The organism is Gelidimonas diazotrophica (assembly GCF_055694025.1).
Genome location: NZ_CM146349.1, coordinates 3,357,020 through 3,374,250, shown reverse-complemented (window position 1 = coordinate 3,374,250; position 17,231 = coordinate 3,357,020). Strand labels below are relative to the sequence as shown.

The 17,231-nt window shown below is 56.4% G+C and carries 15 protein-coding genes and 1 riboswitch; of the genes, 9 read left to right on the top strand and 6 right to left on the bottom strand.

Features of this window, described 5'->3' with window-relative positions; translation table 11 throughout:
* The first annotated feature begins 26 nt into the window (after positions 1-26).
* The 4 genes from KGFNPO_RS15670 (at position 27) to KGFNPO_RS15655 (ending at position 4,300) form a co-directional block, all read left to right on the top strand.
* Positions 27-1,400, top strand: coding sequence for a murein hydrolase activator EnvC family protein (locus KGFNPO_RS15670; RefSeq protein WP_472634506.1), 1,374 nt, complete (start codon positions 27-29; stop codon positions 1,398-1,400).
* Positions 1,401-1,403: 3 nt separating this feature from the next.
* Positions 1,404-2,876 (top strand): S41 family peptidase, encoded by a 1,473-nt coding sequence (locus KGFNPO_RS15665; protein WP_472632166.1) that lies wholly within the window; start codon positions 1,404-1,406, stop codon positions 2,874-2,876.
* Positions 2,877-2,951: 75 nt separating this feature from the next.
* Positions 2,952-3,698, top strand: coding sequence for a HesA/MoeB/ThiF family protein (locus KGFNPO_RS15660; RefSeq protein WP_472632165.1), 747 nt, complete (start codon positions 2,952-2,954; stop codon positions 3,696-3,698).
* A 290-nt stretch (positions 3,699-3,988) separates the two neighbouring features.
* Positions 3,989-4,300, top strand: a complete 312-nt coding sequence (locus KGFNPO_RS15655; protein WP_472632164.1) for a BrnA antitoxin family protein — start codon at positions 3,989-3,991, stop codon at positions 4,298-4,300.
* A gap of 44 nt (positions 4,301-4,344) precedes the next feature.
* Here KGFNPO_RS15655 and KGFNPO_RS15650 read toward each other — a convergent pair whose 3' ends face one another.
* The 3 genes from KGFNPO_RS15650 to KGFNPO_RS15640 form a co-directional block, all read right to left on the bottom strand.
* Positions 4,345-5,013: a DUF484 family protein gene (locus KGFNPO_RS15650; protein ID WP_472632163.1), complete on the bottom strand. Its 669-nt coding sequence runs from the start codon at positions 5,011-5,013 to the stop codon at positions 4,345-4,347.
* Positions 5,014-5,512: 499 nt separating this feature from the next.
* The gene (locus KGFNPO_RS15645; protein ID WP_472632162.1) at positions 5,513-6,541 is read right to left on the bottom strand and encodes a porin; all 1,029 of its coding nucleotides are present in this window, start codon (positions 6,539-6,541) and stop codon (positions 5,513-5,515) included.
* A gap of 296 nt (positions 6,542-6,837) precedes the next feature.
* A complete protein-coding gene (locus KGFNPO_RS15640) occupies positions 6,838-7,950 on the bottom strand; it encodes a porin (protein WP_472632161.1) in 1,113 nt (370 codons plus the stop codon).
* 245 nt (positions 7,951-8,195) lie between these two features.
* Between KGFNPO_RS15640 and KGFNPO_RS15635 the strand changes: the two genes are divergently transcribed.
* Positions 8,196-9,809, top strand: a complete 1,614-nt coding sequence (locus KGFNPO_RS15635; protein ID WP_472632160.1) for a tetratricopeptide repeat protein — start codon at positions 8,196-8,198, stop codon at positions 9,807-9,809.
* Between the two features lie 254 nt (positions 9,810-10,063).
* On the opposite strand, the gene dapF is transcribed toward KGFNPO_RS15635, so the two are convergent.
* The 3 genes from dapF to KGFNPO_RS15620 all read right to left on the bottom strand — a co-directional run bounded on the left by dapF (position 10,064) and on the right by KGFNPO_RS15620 (position 12,818).
* Positions 10,064-10,921, bottom strand: a complete 858-nt coding sequence (gene dapF, locus KGFNPO_RS15630; RefSeq protein ID WP_472632159.1) for a diaminopimelate epimerase — start codon at positions 10,919-10,921, stop codon at positions 10,064-10,066.
* Positions 10,922-11,076: 155 nt separating this feature from the next.
* Positions 11,077-11,967 carry an LpxL/LpxP family acyltransferase gene (locus tag KGFNPO_RS15625; RefSeq protein WP_472632158.1) on the bottom strand — a complete coding sequence of 297 codons (891 nt, stop codon included), beginning with the start codon at positions 11,965-11,967 and terminating at the stop codon, positions 11,077-11,079.
* Entirely contained in the window at positions 11,964-12,818 is an 855-nt protein-coding gene (locus tag KGFNPO_RS15620; protein WP_472632157.1) for a lysophospholipid acyltransferase family protein, read from the bottom strand. The genes KGFNPO_RS15625 and KGFNPO_RS15620 overlap by 4 nt, the downstream gene beginning before the upstream one ends.
* A 171-nt stretch (positions 12,819-12,989) precedes the next feature.
* Between KGFNPO_RS15620 and metK the strand changes: the two genes are divergently transcribed.
* The 4 genes from metK to metF all read left to right on the top strand — a co-directional run bounded on the left by metK (position 12,990) and on the right by metF (position 17,230).
* Complete coding sequence (gene metK / locus KGFNPO_RS15615; RefSeq protein WP_472632156.1) at positions 12,990-14,153, top strand: methionine adenosyltransferase; 1,164 nt, start codon at positions 12,990-12,992, stop codon at positions 14,151-14,153.
* Between the two features lie 191 nt (positions 14,154-14,344).
* Positions 14,345-14,428: riboswitch (S-adenosyl-L-homocysteine riboswitch) on the top strand.
* 27 nt (positions 14,429-14,455) lie between these two features.
* On the top strand, positions 14,456-15,907 hold the full coding sequence (gene ahcY / locus KGFNPO_RS15610; RefSeq protein WP_472632155.1) for an adenosylhomocysteinase: 1,452 nt from the start codon (positions 14,456-14,458) through the stop codon (positions 15,905-15,907).
* Between the two features lie 153 nt (positions 15,908-16,060).
* Positions 16,061-16,402 carry a phage holin family protein gene (locus KGFNPO_RS15605; RefSeq protein WP_472632154.1) on the top strand — a complete coding sequence of 114 codons (342 nt, stop codon included), beginning with the start codon at positions 16,061-16,063 and terminating at the stop codon, positions 16,400-16,402.
* Positions 16,403-17,230, top strand: coding sequence for a methylenetetrahydrofolate reductase [NAD(P)H] (gene metF, locus KGFNPO_RS15600; protein ID WP_472632153.1), 828 nt, complete (start codon positions 16,403-16,405; stop codon positions 17,228-17,230).
* The last annotated feature ends 1 nt before the right edge of the window (position 17,231 follow it).

Here is a 17,231-nt window from a genome sequence, read left to right as displayed (position 1 = left end):
TGGCGCATGGCGCTGTGCTGTGCGGCATGCTAGCCGTATCCCTATCTGTACCGCAGAGCGCGTTTGCTGCCGACAAAATTACCGAACGCGCCAAACAAAAATTGGTCGCCGAATCCGAGCGCACCGATTTACGACAAAAACTGGGCGAACTCAAACGTGACATTGCACAAACCGAAACCGCCAAAGATAGCGCGGCGGATGCACTGGACAAATCTGAAAGCGCGATTTCGAACGCCACTCGCTCCCTGCGTGACCTGAGCGCAGAGCAAACGCAGACCCAAGTCCGGCTATCGCAACTGGCGCAACAACAAAGTGAACTCACCAAAACGGTACAGGTGGAGCAGAGCCAATTGGCGCAACTATTGCGGGAGCGCTATATGGCCGGCAATGAAGACCGCACCAAACTTTTGCTGTCGGGCGATAACCCCAACCGCATCAATCGCGAACTGCGATACATGGGTTATGTGTCGCAAGCGCAAGCCCGCATGGTCGAATCGCTGCGCGTCAATCTGAAAGCCGTCGAACTCAATCAGGCTGCGGCGCAGAACGCCAAAGACGAACTGGATGAAATCGCCCAGGAAGAGCGCGAGCAAAAAGCCTCGCTGGAACAGGAAAAAGCCCGCCGCGCGCGTTTATTGACGCAACTGTCGAGCAAACTCGTGACGCAGCGCAAAGAAGCCGGCCATCTGGAGCGCGATGATCAACGTCTGGGAGGGTTGGTGACGAAGCTGGCGCAGCTGATTCAAGCGCAGAAAAAGGCCGAGGCAATCGCACAGGAGAAACGGCGTCAGGAACAGTTGGCGGCCAGGGCCAAAGCAGAGCGATTGCGGGCCGAGCGCCTGCAGCAACAAGCGTTGCAAGCCAAAAAAGATACTGGACGTAAAGCTTCGGCCACTGTTGAAAAAAATCGGCCAACTAATTCAGAAGCTGATGATGCCGCGCTGAAACCGGCAGAGTCGCCGGCGCGCAATGAACTTACTCCAGACGCCAGCATTCAGGAAGGCGTATTCGCCAAAATGCGGGGCCAGTTGCGATTGCCGATACGCGGCGAATTAGTGGTGAAGTTCGGCGGCAAACGGGGCGACGGCCCCAGCTCGAAAGGGTTGTTCATCCGCGCCGGCGAGGGTCTTGAGGTAAAGGCCGTCGCTGCGGGGCGTGTTATATTTGCGGACTGGCTGCGTGGTTTCGGCAATCTGATCATCGTTGATCATGGCAGTCAGTACATGACGATTTACGGCAATAATCGGGCTCTTTTCAAACGCTCGGGAGATGCGGTCAAATCTGGCGAAGCCATCTCTAGCACCGGCACTAGCGGTGGTAACGAGCAATCCGGCTTATACTTTGAAATGCGGCATCAGGGCCGCGCATTCGACCCACTTGGCTGGGTAACTATTAGGTGATACATGGGCAGCAAACTCAAAAATTTTGGTCTGATCAGTCTCGGTTTGATTGCTGGCGTAGCCGCATCCATGCAGTTTTCTGCACTTGCGCAAAAGTCGGTAAGCTCGCCGCTCCCGTACGAGGAGTTGCGCCAGTTGGCCGATGTCTTCGGCCTGATCAAATCCGACTATGTCGAACCGGTAGAAGATAAAAAGCTGCTGACCGAAGCCATCTCGGGCATGGTCGCGTCGCTGGACCCGCATTCATCCTATCTGGACAAGAAGTCATTCAAGGAATTGCGCGAGGGCACCCAAGGCAAATTTGTCGGCCTTGGGATTGAGGTAGGGATGGAAGACGGTTATGTAAAAGTCATTTCGCCGATCGAAGACTCCCCCGCTTACCGCGCTGGAATCAAGGCCGGCGATTTGATTACCCGCCTCGACTCAACGCCGGTCAAGGGCATGACGCTCGATCAGGCCGTCAAGAAAATGCGCGGCGAGCCGAATACCAAAATCACGCTGACTATCGCGCGCAAGGATGAAGACAAACCGCTGATCATCGCAATTGTCCGACAAGAAATCCACGTCCAGAGCGTTAAAGCCAAAATAATTGAGCCTGGGTATGGATGGCTGCGCGTAGCACAGTTCCAGGAACCGACGGTAGATGACCTTGCCAAGAAAATTGACGATTTGTACAGCAAGGAGCCGAACATGAAAGGCTTGGTGCTGGATCTGCGCAATGATCCGGGTGGCGTATTGCCTGGCGCAATTGGGGTTTCCGCAGCATTTCTGCCCAAAGATGTGGTGATTGTATCCACCAACGGCCAATTACCGGATTCCAAGGCAACCTTCTATGCCAAGCGCGAATATTATGCATCCCGGGCATTAAGCGATCCGCTCTCCAAACTGCCGGAGGCGATCAAGAAGGTGCCCATGGTGGTGCTGGTCAACACCGGTTCTGCCTCAGCCTCTGAAATCGTGGCGGGCGCGTTGCAGGATTACAAGCGGGCAACCATCATGGGCACCCAAACATTTGGCAAAGGCTCGGTACAGACCATCCGGCAATTGTCGGCTGATACTGCGGTGAAATTGACTACCGCACGCTATTACACCCCGAATGGCCGCTCTATCCAGGCCAAGGGAATCGTTCCCGACGTGTTGGTGGAAGAATATGCAGATGGTGATGGCCTGAACGGTTTGCGACTGCGCGAAGCCGATCTTCAAAAGCATTTGACCAACGGCGATACGGTCAAGCAAGCTGATGCTGTCAACACTAATCGCGATGCGCTGGAAGAAGAACAACGCCTGATTGCTCTTGAGAAAAAACGCAAGCCGCTTGAGTACGGCGGCCCGGATGACTTCCAGCTGGCACAGGCAATGAATCACCTCAAAGGATTGCCAGTACAAGTCGCCAAGGTTAAGCCCGAAATTGCCGGCAGTTCGGCAAGTGACAAAGCCGACAAAGCTGACAAAGCTGATGCCAACAAGAAAAAATAATCGCTAGCACCCGCAAAAACGCCGCAGTAATGCGGCTTTTTTGTGGGCATCACTTCTTGGATTACACGGTACACGATGAATGACAATCAACTGTTACGCTATTCACGCCATATTCTGCTGGATGAAATCGGCATAGATGGGCAGGAGAAGATCCTGGCAGCCCACGTGCTGATTATCGGTGCAGGAGGACTGGGTTCGCCTGCCGCTTTCTATCTGGCATCCGCCGGCGTTGGCACCATCACCCTGGTCGACAATGACACGGTTGACCTAACCAATTTGCAGCGACAAATTTTGCACACAACCGGGCGCATCGGCCAGGCAAAGGTACTTTCCGGGCAAAAGACTCTGGCGCAAATCAATCCCGAGGTAAACGTAATCGCCCTCAATGAACGTTTGCAAGGCGATCGGCTGGCGGAATTGGTTGCGGGCGCAAGTGTTGTCCTCGATTGCAGCGACAATTTTGCCACCCGCCATGCAATAAACCATGCCTGCGTAGTCAACCGAGTTCCCTTGGTATCGGGAGCGGCAATCAAGTTCGATGGTCAGATCAGTGTTTTCGATAAGCGCGAAGCAGACGGCCCCTGCTACGCCTGCCTGTTCCCGCCCGATCAACAATACGAAGAAATCCGTTGCTCGACCATGGGCGTATTTGCACCCCTGGTAGGAATCATAGGATCGATGCAGGCGGCGGAAGCCTTGAAACTGATTTCGGCAATAGGCGCCTCTCTGGCGGGGCGCTTATTGCTGCTCGATGCACGCGACATGGAATGGACCAGCATCGCAATCCATCGCAACCCGCATTGCATGGTTTGTGCGCACTGATTTTTGCTATCAGGGGCTTTTTCCTCTCTCCCGGCATGGCTTTTCCTGGTGCCCGAATCGCCATGCGATTCGCTTGTGGAGAGAGGCCGGGAGAGAGGTAGTGGTTATCTCATAGCGGGCTGAACAATTACATTTTTATCGGGATTTCCTAGTTGTATCCATTTTATTGAGCTAAACATTCAAATGTATATACTAACGTCATGCAAATAGAATTCAACCCAGGCAAGGCGCAGACCAATTTAGCCAAACATGGGGTGAGGTAATTAGACTAATTTCAGCAAGGAAATCAAATGAAAGAGAGCAAAGAAAGTATCGTGCGCTTCGAGCTTGATCCAAGCACTCCGCGCAAATTGAGTGACGCATCCAAAGTGCGGATGGATGCGATCAAAGACCAGCAGATCGACTATTCGGAGATTCCTGAATTGACGGACGACTGGTTTGCGCGTGCGGCGCATAGCCGGGAAATGAAAGTTCCGACCAAGCATCAAATCAGTTTGCGGGTCGATGATGATGTCCTGGCCTTTTTCAAGGCGCATGGGCCGCGTTATCAGACGCGCATTAATGCTGTTTTACGGGCTTATGTTGAGGCGCACAAGAGTTGATTTTTGTAAAAAAATGTTGCATTAATATTCGAATGCGTCTCTTTTCAATCCAGCAAACAGGTCAGTGCGGCGCTGGCGGTGGTGCCGATTTCACTCAGGAAATCGGTCGCCATGCCGGCGGCGAAGCGCTGCGGATCGCTGGAACCCAGCACCAGCAGGCCGAAGGTTTCCGGCGCGCTTCCGAGCCGCAGCGGGATGATCGCGGTGGATTGCACGCTGGCGGCGTCTTCCAGCCAGCGCACCGCATTGAAATCGTTATTCGCGCCGCAATAGGGCGCGGTCAGGCTTCTGGCAAAAATCATCGCGTCGTCTGCACCATCTTCGGCAAACCAGGCATGGGCGTAATCCGGCGCCACGCGCCAGAGCCGCAAGGTAGCTTGTGGCACGTCGAAAACGGTTTGCAAACCGGTCACCAGCACATGCGGCAAATCGACATCGTTGCGCGCTTGCAGCAGCGACCGCGTCCAACTTTGGAATTTATGCGCAATCGCATCGTTTTCCTGCCCGTGGTGCAGCAAATCCGATAGTTGCAGCTCCAGCACCTTGTACTTTTCGCGCATCACTTCCATCTGGCGCTCCTGCAAAGACAGCGCGCGGCCGGTCAACGGACTCGACAGCCGTATCCGCCCCAGCAAGACGGCATGCTCTTCAAAAAAACCGGGCGTGTTTGACAGAAATTGCGCAACAGAATGGGAGTCAAGCGGAATAGTCATGGGATCGTCTTTAAGGCAGTGGCAGCGAAGATGCAGTTTGCCCAGTATATCGGCGTTCCGGGCAGATGCAAATTAGGTGGGGCGAACTGCGCCACAATTACGCCATCGCCTAAACAAACTACGCCAAAAAATACTATGCCTTCCGCTAACGACTTACTGAAAAGTACTCAGTCATTCAGCAGTGTGTTGCAGCGCATGTGGAAGAACCTAATCGCGAGAACGTGCAAGCGCTAATCGTCGAGGAATTGCGCCGACTGCACGAGGGCGCACTGGCACGGTACGGGCTACGCCCATCTGAATTCGCGGCTTGGAAAGTCAGGCAAACAGCGGGATCATCCGATTGATTGCCAACTTGGTTTTACGAATACCCAAATAATAAAACGGGCGCAGATGGTTTCCCATCTGCGCCCGTTCAACTTGTGGTTTATCGAAGCATCAACCCAATCGCTGCCGGACCATTGCTGTGTCTGGCAAGCGATCAAGTCATGTCTTCAGATAATCAGAAGTTGTGTGTAACACCCAAGCCAACGCCAGTTGTTGAGCGGCTGTCGTTGCCCACTGCGTTGTCCAGAGTGTACTTGGTGCGTGCAACGTCAGCATACAGCGAAGTGCGCTTGGACAGATTGTGTTGATAGCCGATCGACAATTTCTGGATCTTGTCGAAAGTGCCGCCGAGAGCTACAGGGCCATCGACACCGTTGAGCGTGTTATCCACACCATCTCGTGTTTGGTTGTAAGCAGCTTTGATCAAGCCAGCACCGATGCCATAAGTGAGTGCAACAACTGCATTCTTGGCTTTTGGTTGACCAGCAATTTTGCTGTCTCTTTGATCGTAGCCGAGAGCGACTTTAGCTGGGCCAAATGCATACGAACCGGAAACAGCCCAGATGCTCGCTTTGTCGGTGTTTTCTTCAACGCCATAACCAGCGCCGAGGTAGATCGGGCCGTTATTGTAGTTCACGCCAACAGCGTAGCCGTCATTGTCTGTGCCAGCAGCAACTGCGCCAGCTGGTTTTTCGCCCAGGATGTATTGCGCTTGACCACCAAAGCCGCTCATTTCTGGAGTGTAGTAAGTGACCGAGTTGTTGATGCGAGCACGCGTTACTGTATTCATGCCGCCAATGCCGTCGCCTTCGAATGGATCGATTGCTGCGGTGCTTACGCTGTCGATGGTGCTCCAGTTACGGCCCATTTTAACCGCACCGAAACCACCAGCCAGACCAACGAATGCTGGGCCGCTGAACAATGAATTTCCAGGTGATACTGCGCCGGTGTCAGCATTGAAACGATTTTCGATTTGGAACAGTGCAGACAAACCGCCGCCCAGATCTTCAGTACCCTTGAAACCAATACGGCTAGCGTGGTTGGCTTGCATTTGTGCTGCGTTGTTTAAGCCCAGGTCTGTCGTGTCGCCTGTCAATTTGGTGATACCCAGATCCACTTTACCGTAGATGGTGACTGCGGATTGTGCTTGCGCTACGCCGGCTACTGATGCCAGTACTGCCAATGCGATGAGAGTTTTTTTCATTTTGTTCGTCCTTAGTTAAAGAGGAATGCTGCTCTAAATATTCAAATCAGCTGAATATGTACGATACCTTATGATTTATCAGGTGAAGTGATAGAAGATTGGTGCGGCGCATCAGGAAAATTTTGTTAAATAATTTAAATTGCCTGGCGAGTGTGGTTTTTTTGTTACATGCGTATTGTGAAGTCTGCGCCTGGTACGGTACGGAGATAGACGAAATTACCCAGTAAAAAAGCGCCCGTAGGCGCTTTTTTACTGGGATTCAAATCGTGCAGGGCCTGATCCAGGCCGTTAAACGATTAGAACGAGTGACGGAGACCGACATTGAACAATTTGTCTTTTTCGCCACGGATAACAGTTCTGTAGTTAGCATTGTCATCGTTACGCAATACGCCGTAGCTGGTGTACAGAGCGGTACGCTTGGACAGGTTGTGCGTGTATCCGATAGCAATCAGATTAGCATCTGCGTCGTCGACGGACTTATCCGTTTTGCGGACATAAGAAACCATGACGGTGCCTGCTGCGCCGACCGGTGCGGTCAAGCCAACCAGTGCATCGCGTTGGTCGCGAACTGGAGTAGTTGCGCTAATTACAACGTCGTTTTCCCATGCATAGGAAGCAAAGGCTTTAACCACGCCGAAATCATAATTACCGCCCAGCAATGTCATCTTGGTGGTGTTAGTGTCAGTTGCGTTATTGATATTCTGGTGCGTCAACACAACGTCGATCGGGCCATTCTTGTAGCCGACGAAACCTGCAATAACGCGGCTGGCGGATGAGTTGCCAGCAACTTCACCCATGCCATATTGCAATTCACCACGGAAGCCGCTGGCAGCGTAGTTATAAGTGATTAGGTTGTCGGTGCGGCTGCCGTTATAGCTGAACAAGCGGGATGAGTCGCCAGCCAGAGCATTGCCAAACGGATCGAAGGTTGCCGCGTTGGCGTAGACAGGGTTTTGTTGACGGCCGAGCTTGACGGTACCGAAGCCGCTGGCCAGACCAACAAAAGCTTGGCGGTTAAACAATTTTGCTGCATCTGCCTGTGCGCCAGTATCAGCGTTAAAGCCATTTTCGAATTGGAAAATCGCGGACAGACCGCCACCGAGGTCTTCGGTGCCTTTGAAACCGATGCGGCTACCGTTCAAATTGCCGCTATCCATTCTGGTGACGGAAGTGCTGCCGTTGTTTTCATGCGCAATGCCGACGTCGACAACGCCGTAGATAGTAACGGAAGATTGTGCTTGTGCTACGCCGGCAATTGAGCCGAGTACTGCCAATGCGATGAGGGTCTTTTTCACTTGTATCTCCAAAATGGAATTTGTTGTCCGGTGATCCGTTTGTTGCGGATGGGTTAGAAGATAGGGTTTAACTGCGCTACTGCCGCAGGTTTGGCGTTTTGGCTTTTGATGCATTTGATAAATACCTCTAATTATCTGGCATTGTTGTTTTTCGGGAACATATTTTGTCGTGTGCGATTATCGTAATGGTGCAGGGTCCGCGCATCTGTTGGCGAGGTTCTGGCAAGCGATTTGTACTGGGACGTGGTAAATTGTTGTTTTAAGAATACGTTTATTGTGATTTTATTCGGTATTTACCTCCCAAGCCTTGTTGATGGGGCGATTTTTCATACGCATTATTTTTAGGCAGGACTGTAATTATGGCCACACGTGAAGAGCTGGCGATGATCCGGGGCGCGCGCGCCGGAGATGCTGCCGCGCAACTGGCGCTGGGCACGCGCTACCTGTTTGGCGGCGGCGGCTTGCCGCAAAGCCTGACGACCGCGCTGCATTGGCTGGACCGGGCCGCGCATCAGGGCGAGAGCGCCGCCTGGATGTTGATCGGCAACCATATTCCTTTCGAGACGGTGCGCCGGACTGCCAAGCCGTTGTCTTATCTGGTCTGGTACGAGCGTGCCCTCGATGCCGGGGTGCTGCCGGCGGGGCTGGTGTTTGCCAGTCTGCTACTGGAGCCGGAGCCGAAACCCAATTTGAAGCCCATCAGCGCACTGGACCCGGCCTTGCGCGACAAGGCTTTGCAGGCATTGCAGGCGGCGGCGCAGGCTGGCATTGCCGAGGCGCAGTGGTTGCTGGCGCAGCAGGCCGGCATCCGCGCGGCCTCTCAATACCCTGGGCCGGCGGCGCCGTCGTTGCTGCAGCCTCTGACACTGCCGCCGCCACCGCAGGGGCCGGAAGAGACGCCTTTGGTGTGGGCCGGCCGTGCTGCCGATGGCGGCGTGGCGCAAGCGCAGCAGGTGCTGGCCGAACACGCGTGGGCGGCGTCGGACTGGAAAGGCTTTCTGCGTCGCGCATTGCCGCTGGCGCGCTCGCTGATCAGCGGCATCGCGCATATTGTTGCGGTGGATGCGCCGGATGTGCTCAAGGCGCAGGTGCAGCACATGGCGGCGGCGGACGTGACATTGTTGTCGCGCACCGGACAGGCGCTGTCCGGCACCGCGCATGCCTGTGTGGCAGACATTGTGCTGATGCAGCGCTGCTGGGAGCTGGCCGCGTATGCAGGCGACCGTGCGGCCCAGTTGGCGCTCGGTTTGTGGCTGGCCCGGATCGACCTGGATGGTGCGCGGGCGGCGTCGGCACCGGGTTCCGCGCATTACAAGAAGGCGATATTCTGGCTCACGCAGGCCGGCGAGCAAGGTTCGGCCGAGGCTTGGTTTGCCTTGTCGCGGGTATACCTGAAGGCGGAGTTTTCGCAGCGGTGCCTGCCTGACTCCAGGCGTTATCTGGAGCAGGCGGCCGAAATGGGGCATTGCGCGGCGCAACTGGAGTGCGGTTCCAGTGCCTGGCGCAGCCGTCGTGAGGCAATTTCGAACGACGTGCGCGCTGCCTACTGGCTGCAAAAAGCGGCGGCGCAAGGTAGTCGGGAAGCCTTGTTGTTGCTGACCAAGGTCGCAACCCCGGCGACCCCGGCGCCGTGGGCGCTGGCGGCGCAACGGCAGCTTACCCGCGACATGATCGCGGCCCATCCGTTTCTGGCCGCGCGCATCGAACTGGCGGCGCTGTTTGGGTTGTCACGGGCGGAAGCCTTGCTGATTGATCTGGATCTGGCCGACTGCGGCCATTGCCTGCAAGTCGATATCCGGGCCCAGAATGCGCGCAGCAAACGCCGTTTGATTTTGTTGCAAACAGCCGAAGAATTGCAAGCGTTGCGCCGCATCAAGCGGATTTTTGAGGATGTCGATTCCGGCCCGGGCGGGCCGGAAGGCAATTACCGCCAGCGCCAGTACCGGCTGAAGGCTTTGGTTGGGAATGATTGAATCTCCCCTCTCCCACTTGTGGGAGAGGGGCTGAGGGGCGTAGCTGGGAATTCGAATGGCATGCCATTCGCCAGCGTAGCGGCACAGGCTTGCAAGCCTGTGTGCGCACTGCAAGTGAGGGTACTCGCAATATGCAAGGTGTCAAAACAAGGCGCAACCTTGACTGCATTGCCATGTTGGTGCGGTCGGAATGCTTGCTGACTCCCTCTCTCCCGGCCTCTCTCCCGCAAGCGGGAGAGAGGAGCAAAACAGATTTAATCCGGGATTTCGATTTCGCCCTCGAACACGGTTACTGCCGGGCCGGTCAGCATTACCGGCTCGGTTTGGCCGGCCCAGGCGATCGATAGTTCTCCGCCACGCATGCTGACTTGCACTGGTGAATCCAGCAGGCCGCGCCGGATGCCGGCCACTGCCGCTGCGCAAGCGCCGGTGCCGCAAGCCAGGGTTTCGCCGGTGCCGCGCTCGAATACGCGCAATTTGATCTGATGACGATTGACGATTTGCATGAAGCCGGCATTGACGCGTTTCGGGAAGCGCGGGTGATGTTCGATCTGCGGGCCGTCGGCAGCGAGCGGCGCTTGTTCTGCGTCCGCCACCACTTGCACCGCATGCGGGTTGCCCATCGAAACTACCGAGACCCAGACCGTGGCGTCATTGATGTCCAGCGGCCACAGCGTGTCGCTGCCCTCGGTTTTGCCTTGCAGGTCGTGGGCGTCGAACGGCACTTGCGCCGGGGCCAGTACCGGCGCACCCATGTTGACGGTAATCTGGCCGTCGGCTTCGAGTCGCGGTTCGATCACGCCGGACAGGGTTTGCACCCGAATGCTGCGCTTGTCGGTCAAGCCTTTTTCCGTCACGAAGCGCACGAAGGCGCGCGCGCCGTTGCCGCATTGCTCGACTTCGCCGCCGTCGGCGTTGTAAATCCGGTAGCGGAAATCCACTTCCGGGGTTGGCGCTGGTTCCACTACCAGCATCTGATCGGCGCCGATGCCGAAACGGCGGTCGGCGATGAATTGCCACTGCGCCGGTGTGAAATCGATCTGCTGGTGTATCGCGTCGATCACCACGAAATCATTCCCTGCGCCGTGCATTTTGGTGAATTTTAGTTTCATTTTATTGGGGGTATAAGTTAAAACAATGCTGTTTACGCATATATACATGCGGTATTTAAAAATACATTATTGAGTATTGGTATGCAGGTGTCGTAGGTTGGATGAGCGGCTTTATCGCGTAATCCGACATGTATGGCGGAGAATGTCGGATTACGCTAGCGCTCATCCAACCTACGATTCTGTACGTATACGCTCGGCACGCCCGGCGGGCGCGTCTTGAAGCGTTTGTGGGTCCAGAAATATTCCGCCGGCGCTTCCAGAATGCGCTGTTCGATGAAGGCATTCATGGCCCGGGTGGCTGCAATCAGATCTTCGCCCGGGTAATTCTCCACGGCAGGATAAAACGTCACCTTCCAGCCCTGGTAATGCGGCAGATAGGTGGCGATGACCGGGATCACTTGCGCGCCGGTAATGCCGGCAATCCGGGCCGGCGCGGTCAGGGTGGCGGCGGGAATGCCGAAAAACGGCACGAATTCGGCATCTCTGGCGCCGAAATCCATGTCCGGCAGCATGAAGAACGGCACCCGCTGCCGCATCGCGCGGAGGATCGGTTTGACGCCTTCGCTGCGCGCAAACAGTTGCACCGGCCGAAAGCGCGAGCGGCCCCGGCGCAACGCAGCGTCAAACTGCCGATTGCGTTGCGGGGTATAGATCGAGCATAGCGAGGATTCCAACATCACCGCGACTCCGGCCACGTCGAGGCCGACGAAGTGCGGGCACAGCAGGATGGTCGGCCGGGCTGCAATCGCGTCCAGCGGCACGTGCGGCACTACCCGGATCAGCCGGCGCAGGCGCGCTTCCGAGGCCCACCACAGAATGCCGCGTTCCAGCACGCTGCGGGCATAGGCCTGGAAGTGCTGTTTGGCGATTTTTTTGCGTTCAGCCTGGCTCAAGTCAGGCAGACACAGGCGCAAATTGGTCAAGGTGATATGGCGGCGCGACTTCAGCAGCATAAACAATAGGCTGCCGATGGCTTCGCCCAAGCGCCCCAGCAGCGGCAACGGCAGCCAGTGCAGCAGCCACATCACTCCCAGCAATAGCCTCATGCCTGCTCCGGCGGTGTTTCTGGCGCTGCCACGCCGGACGGGACTTTGTAGCGGTTGTAGCTCCAGAAATACTGCGCCGGGCAGCGCGCAATCAATTTTTCCATCGCGCGATTGATGGCCGCAGCCTGTGTTTCAGGCGTTTCGCCCAGCGCTTCCTCGAAACGGATGAAGCGCACGATGTAGCCGCGTCCGAACGGCAGCCGTTCCGCATACGACAGGATGATCGGCGCACCGGACAGTTGATGCAGCTTGGCCGACAGCGTCATGGTGTAGGCCGGCTTGCCGAAGAAATCGGCCCACACGCCTTCGCCGTGCTGCGGCGTTTGATCCGGCAGCAAGCCGATCGCGCCGCCTTTTTTCAGGCACTTGAACAAGGCCCGCACTCCCGACAGATTGGCCGCTGCCAGCAACAGATTTTCGCGCGCGCGTGCGCCTTCGATCAGCGGTTTCAGCGCGTCCTTGTGGGGTGGGCGGTACAGCACGGTGAGCGGCGTTCTGGCAGCGATGGACTGGGCGATGATCTCGAAACAGCCCAGGTGCGGAGTCAGGAAGATCACGCCCTGCCTGGCGTCGAGCGCGGCTTGCACCAGTTCCCAATTTTCGACCGTGGCGCAGCGCAACACCCGCGCCGGCGGCGCGCACCAGACGAAAGCCAGCTCCAGGATGCTTTTGCCGGACTCGCGGATGGCCGCGCTGCGATGGGCGGCGTGGCCGGCGCGGCGGATATTTTCTGACAGCCGCCGGCGATGCGAGGGCGAGGCCAGATAGACCAGCCAGCCCAGCGCGCTGCCCATCGCGTGCAGGATGGGCAACGGAAGGCGGGACAGCAGGCGAAACAGAGTGACGAGCATGATGGAAGAGGGTGGCTGTGCCGATTGCTAGCAAGGAGCGTAAAATATCACATTGCAGTAACCGCCGAGTTAACAGAGACAACTTGCGAGGCGGTCTATAAATTTCGCTAAAGCGTCGCAGGCTCATTGGATTGGCCGCGACATTGCCAAAATCGTTACAAGGAGCCTGTCATGGCCAACACCTATCTTTTCACCTCCGAATCCGTATCGGAAGGTCATCCCGACAAAGTCGCCGACCAGATTTCCGACGCCATCCTCGACGCCGTGCTGGAGCAAGACCCGGCCGGCCGGGTTGCCGCCGAAACCTTGTGCAATACCGGCCTGGTGATCCTGGCCGGTGAAATTTCTTCCAGCGCGCAGGTCGATTACATTCGCATCGCGCGCGAAACCTTGAAGCGCATCGGCTACGACAATACCGAATACGGCATCGATTACAAGGGTTGCGCGGTGATGATGTGCTACGACCAGCAATCGCAGGATATCGCCCAGGGCGTCAATGTCGGTCAGGGACTTGACCTCGACCAGGGCGCGGGCGATCAAGGCTTGATGTTCGGTTACGCTTGTGATGAGACGCCGGAACTGATGCCGGCGGCGATCCATTACGCCCACCGCATCGTCGAGCGCCAGTCGCAATTGCGCAAGGATGGCCGCCTGCCGTGGCTGCGCCCGGACGCCAAATCGCAAGTCACTTTGAAATATGTGGACGGCCGCCCGGTCGCCATCGACACCATCGTGTTGTCGACCCAGCATGCGCCGGAAATGCAGCACAAGGATATCGAGCAAGCGGCAATCGAGGAAATCATCAAACCGGTGGTGCCGAGCGAGTGGCTGAAAGAAACCCGCTACCTGATCAATCCGACCGGCCGTTTCGTCATCGGCGGCCCGCAAGGCGATTGCGGCCTGACCGGGCGCAAGATTATCGTCGATACCTACGGCGGCGCAGCGCCGCACGGCGGCGGCGCGTTTTCCGGCAAGGACCCAAGCAAGGTGGATCGTTCCGCCGCTTACGCCGGCCGTTATGTGGCGAAGAATATCGTCGCCGCCGGTCTGGCCGAACGTTGCCAGATCCAGGTTTCGTATGCGATCGGCGTGGCCAAGCCGACTTCGGTCATGGTGACCACATTCGGCACCGGCAAGATCAGCGACGGCGAACTGGCGCATCTGGTGCTGGAACATTTTGACCTGCGTCCGAAAGCCATTATCCAGATGCTCGATTTGCTGCGTCCGATTTATGCCAAGACCGCCGCCTACGGCCACTTCGGCCGCGAAGAGCCGGAATTCACCTGGGAGCGCACTGACAAAGCTGCGGACTTGCGCGCCGCGGCTGGGTTATAGGACGGTAGGAGCGCACCCGGGCGCGACTGGACCGTATCCGATTCCGATATCAGTCCTTTCAGGACTGTTCGCGCCCGGGTGCGCTCCTACAAAAAACAGCAGTACCGTAGGATGGGTGCAACCCATCATGTAGGTTCGATATGCGATGGGTTTCACCCATCCTACGGCCGTGCGTATCAGGTATAATTCCCCTCCCCAAGGAGCGTTGCAGTGTTGCTTACTTCCAGTAAGCGATATCAGGCTTGGGCACTTTCCCGCAACTGCGCTCACGTTACTTTTTTTCTAACCGAAAGGAGGGCGTGATGAACGCCGCAGTTTCCCATTCCACAAGTACTACCTCCGCAGCATCCGCAGATTATTCCGTAGCCGACATGGCTCTGGCCGATTGGGGCCACAAGGAAATTCGCATCGCCGAAACCGAAATGCCCGGTTTGATGGCAATCCGCGAAGAATTCGCCGCTGCCCAGCCGCTCAAAGGCGCACGGATTGCCGGCTCGATCCACATGACGATCCAGACCGCGGTATTGATCCAGACCTTGGAAGCGCTCGGTGCCGACGTGCGCTGGGCTTCGTGCAATATTTATTCGACCCAGGATCACGCCGCTGCTGCGATTGCCGCTGGCGGCACGCCGGTGTTTGCCTTCAAGGGCGAATCGCTAGACGATTATTGGGAATTCACCCATCGCATCTTCGAATGGACCAATGGCGCACAAGGGCAAACCCAATACGCCAACATGATCCTCGACGATGGCGGCGATGCGACCTTGCTGCTGCATCTGGGCACGCGTGCCGAAAAAGATGCGTCGGTGCTGGACAATCCGGCGTCCGAGGAAGAAATCTGTCTGTTCAACGCGATTAAGAAGCGTCTGGCGACGCAGCCCGGCTGGTATTCCAGCCGTCTGGCTGCAATCAAGGGCGTAACGGAAGAAACCACCACCGGCGTGCATCGTCTGTACCAGATGCACAAGGAAGGCAAGCTGGCGTTCCCGGCCATCAATGTCAACGATTCGGTCACCAAATCCAAGTTCGACAACTTGTACGGTTGCCGCGAATCGCTGGTGGACGGCATCAAGCGCGCCACCGACGTGATGATCGCCGGCAAGGTGGCGGTGATCGCCGGTTATGGCGACGTCGGCAAGGGTTCGGCACAGGCGATGCGCGCTTTGTCGGCGCAAGTGTGGGTCACGGAAATCGATCCGATCTGCGCGTTGCAGGCGGCGATGGAAGGCTACCGCGTGGTGACGATGGATTACGCCGCTGAACATGGCGATATTTTCGTCACCTGCACCGGCAACTATCACATCCTGACCCACGAACATCTGGTGAAGATGAAGGATCAGGCGATCGTCTGCAACATCGGCCATTTCGACAATGAAATCGATGTCGCCTCGCTCAAGCAATACACTTGGGAAAACATCAAGCCACAAGTCGATCATGTGATCTTCCCGAATGGCAAACGCATCATCCTGCTGGCCGAAGGCCGATTGGTGAATCTGGGTTGCGGCACCGGTCATCCGTCGTATGTAATGAGTTCGTCGTTTGCCAATCAAACCATTGCGCAAATCGAATTGTTCGTCAACACCGCCGCGTATCCGGTCGGCGTCTACACGCTGCCCAAGCATCTGGATGAAAAAGTGGCGCGCCTGCAATTGAAAAAACTCAATGCGCAATTGACTGAGTTGACCGAAGAGCAAGCCGCGTACATTGGCGTGACCAAGGCCGGCCCTTATAAGCCGGAGCATTATCGGTATTGATGGTGTAAATCCGTGTAGGAACGCACCCGGGCGCGACTGGCTCTTATTCAGTTGCGTTATCAGTCCTTTCAGGACTGTTCGCGCCCGGGTGCGCTCCTACAAAATCGCGCTATTTTTTTGATTGATGCGCTGCATTTAACCTAAGAGGTCGTCATGCTTTTACTCGTCTCATGGCTTATCAATACGCTGGCTCTGCTGGCCTTGCCTTACCTGATGCATTCGGTGCGGGTCGACAATTTCGTAACCGCTTTAATTGCCGCGTTGCTGCTGGGACTGGTCAATACCTTGATCCGGCCGATTTTCATCCTGCTGACTTTGCCGGTCACGGTGCTGACGATGGGCTTGTTCATTTTTGTCATCAATGGGCTGATGTTCTGGGCGGTGGCAAGTCTGGTGGATGGCTTTCATGTCGGCGGCTTCTGGTCGGCAGTGGGTGGCGCTTTGCTGTTTAGCATTATTTCCTGGGCCTTGTCGGCGATCCTTCTGAAACATTAAATGTCCAAAGAAAACTTTAGCGTCGAATTTTTTCCGCCAAAAACGATTGAAGGGGCGGAAAAACTGCGTGCGACGCGCGCAAAATTGGCCGAGTTGCATCCGAAATATTTTTCGGTGACGTTCGGTGCCGGTGGCTCCACCCAACAAGGCACGCTCGATACGGTAATTGAAATCATGGGCGAAGGCTTGGAAGCTGCGCCGCATTTGTCCTGTGTCGGCAGTTCGCGGGAGTCAATACGCGCGATTCTGGCTGATTACAAAGCGCACGGGATTCGCCGACTGGTTGCCTTGCGCGGCGATTTGCCGAGCGGCTATGGTGGTGCCGGCGAACTCCGGTATGCCAGCGAACTGGTGGAGTTCATCCGTACCGAGACCGGTGACTGGTTTCATATCGAGGTGGCGGCCTATCCCGAAATGCACCCGCAGGCGAAGTCGCCGCAGGATGATTTGCAGAATTTCGTGCGCAAAGTGCAGGCTGGCGCGAACGCTGCGATCACCCAGTATTTTTACAACGCCGATGCCTATTTCCAGTTTCTGGAGAACGCCCACAAGCACGGCGTGCGGGTGCCGGTAGTGCCGGGCATCATGCCGATTACCAATTATTCGCAATTGATGCGTTTTTCCGATATGTGCGGCTCGGAAATCCCGCGCTGGATTCGGCTGAAGCTGGCCAGCTTCGGCGACGATACCGATTCCATCAAGGCTTTCGGGCTGGATGTGGTGACGCAATTGTGCGAGCGCCTGCTCGCCGGCGGCGCGCCTGGCTTGCATTTTTACTCGATGAATCAGTCGGCGCCGACCAGCGCGATATTGCAACGGCTTACGTAGG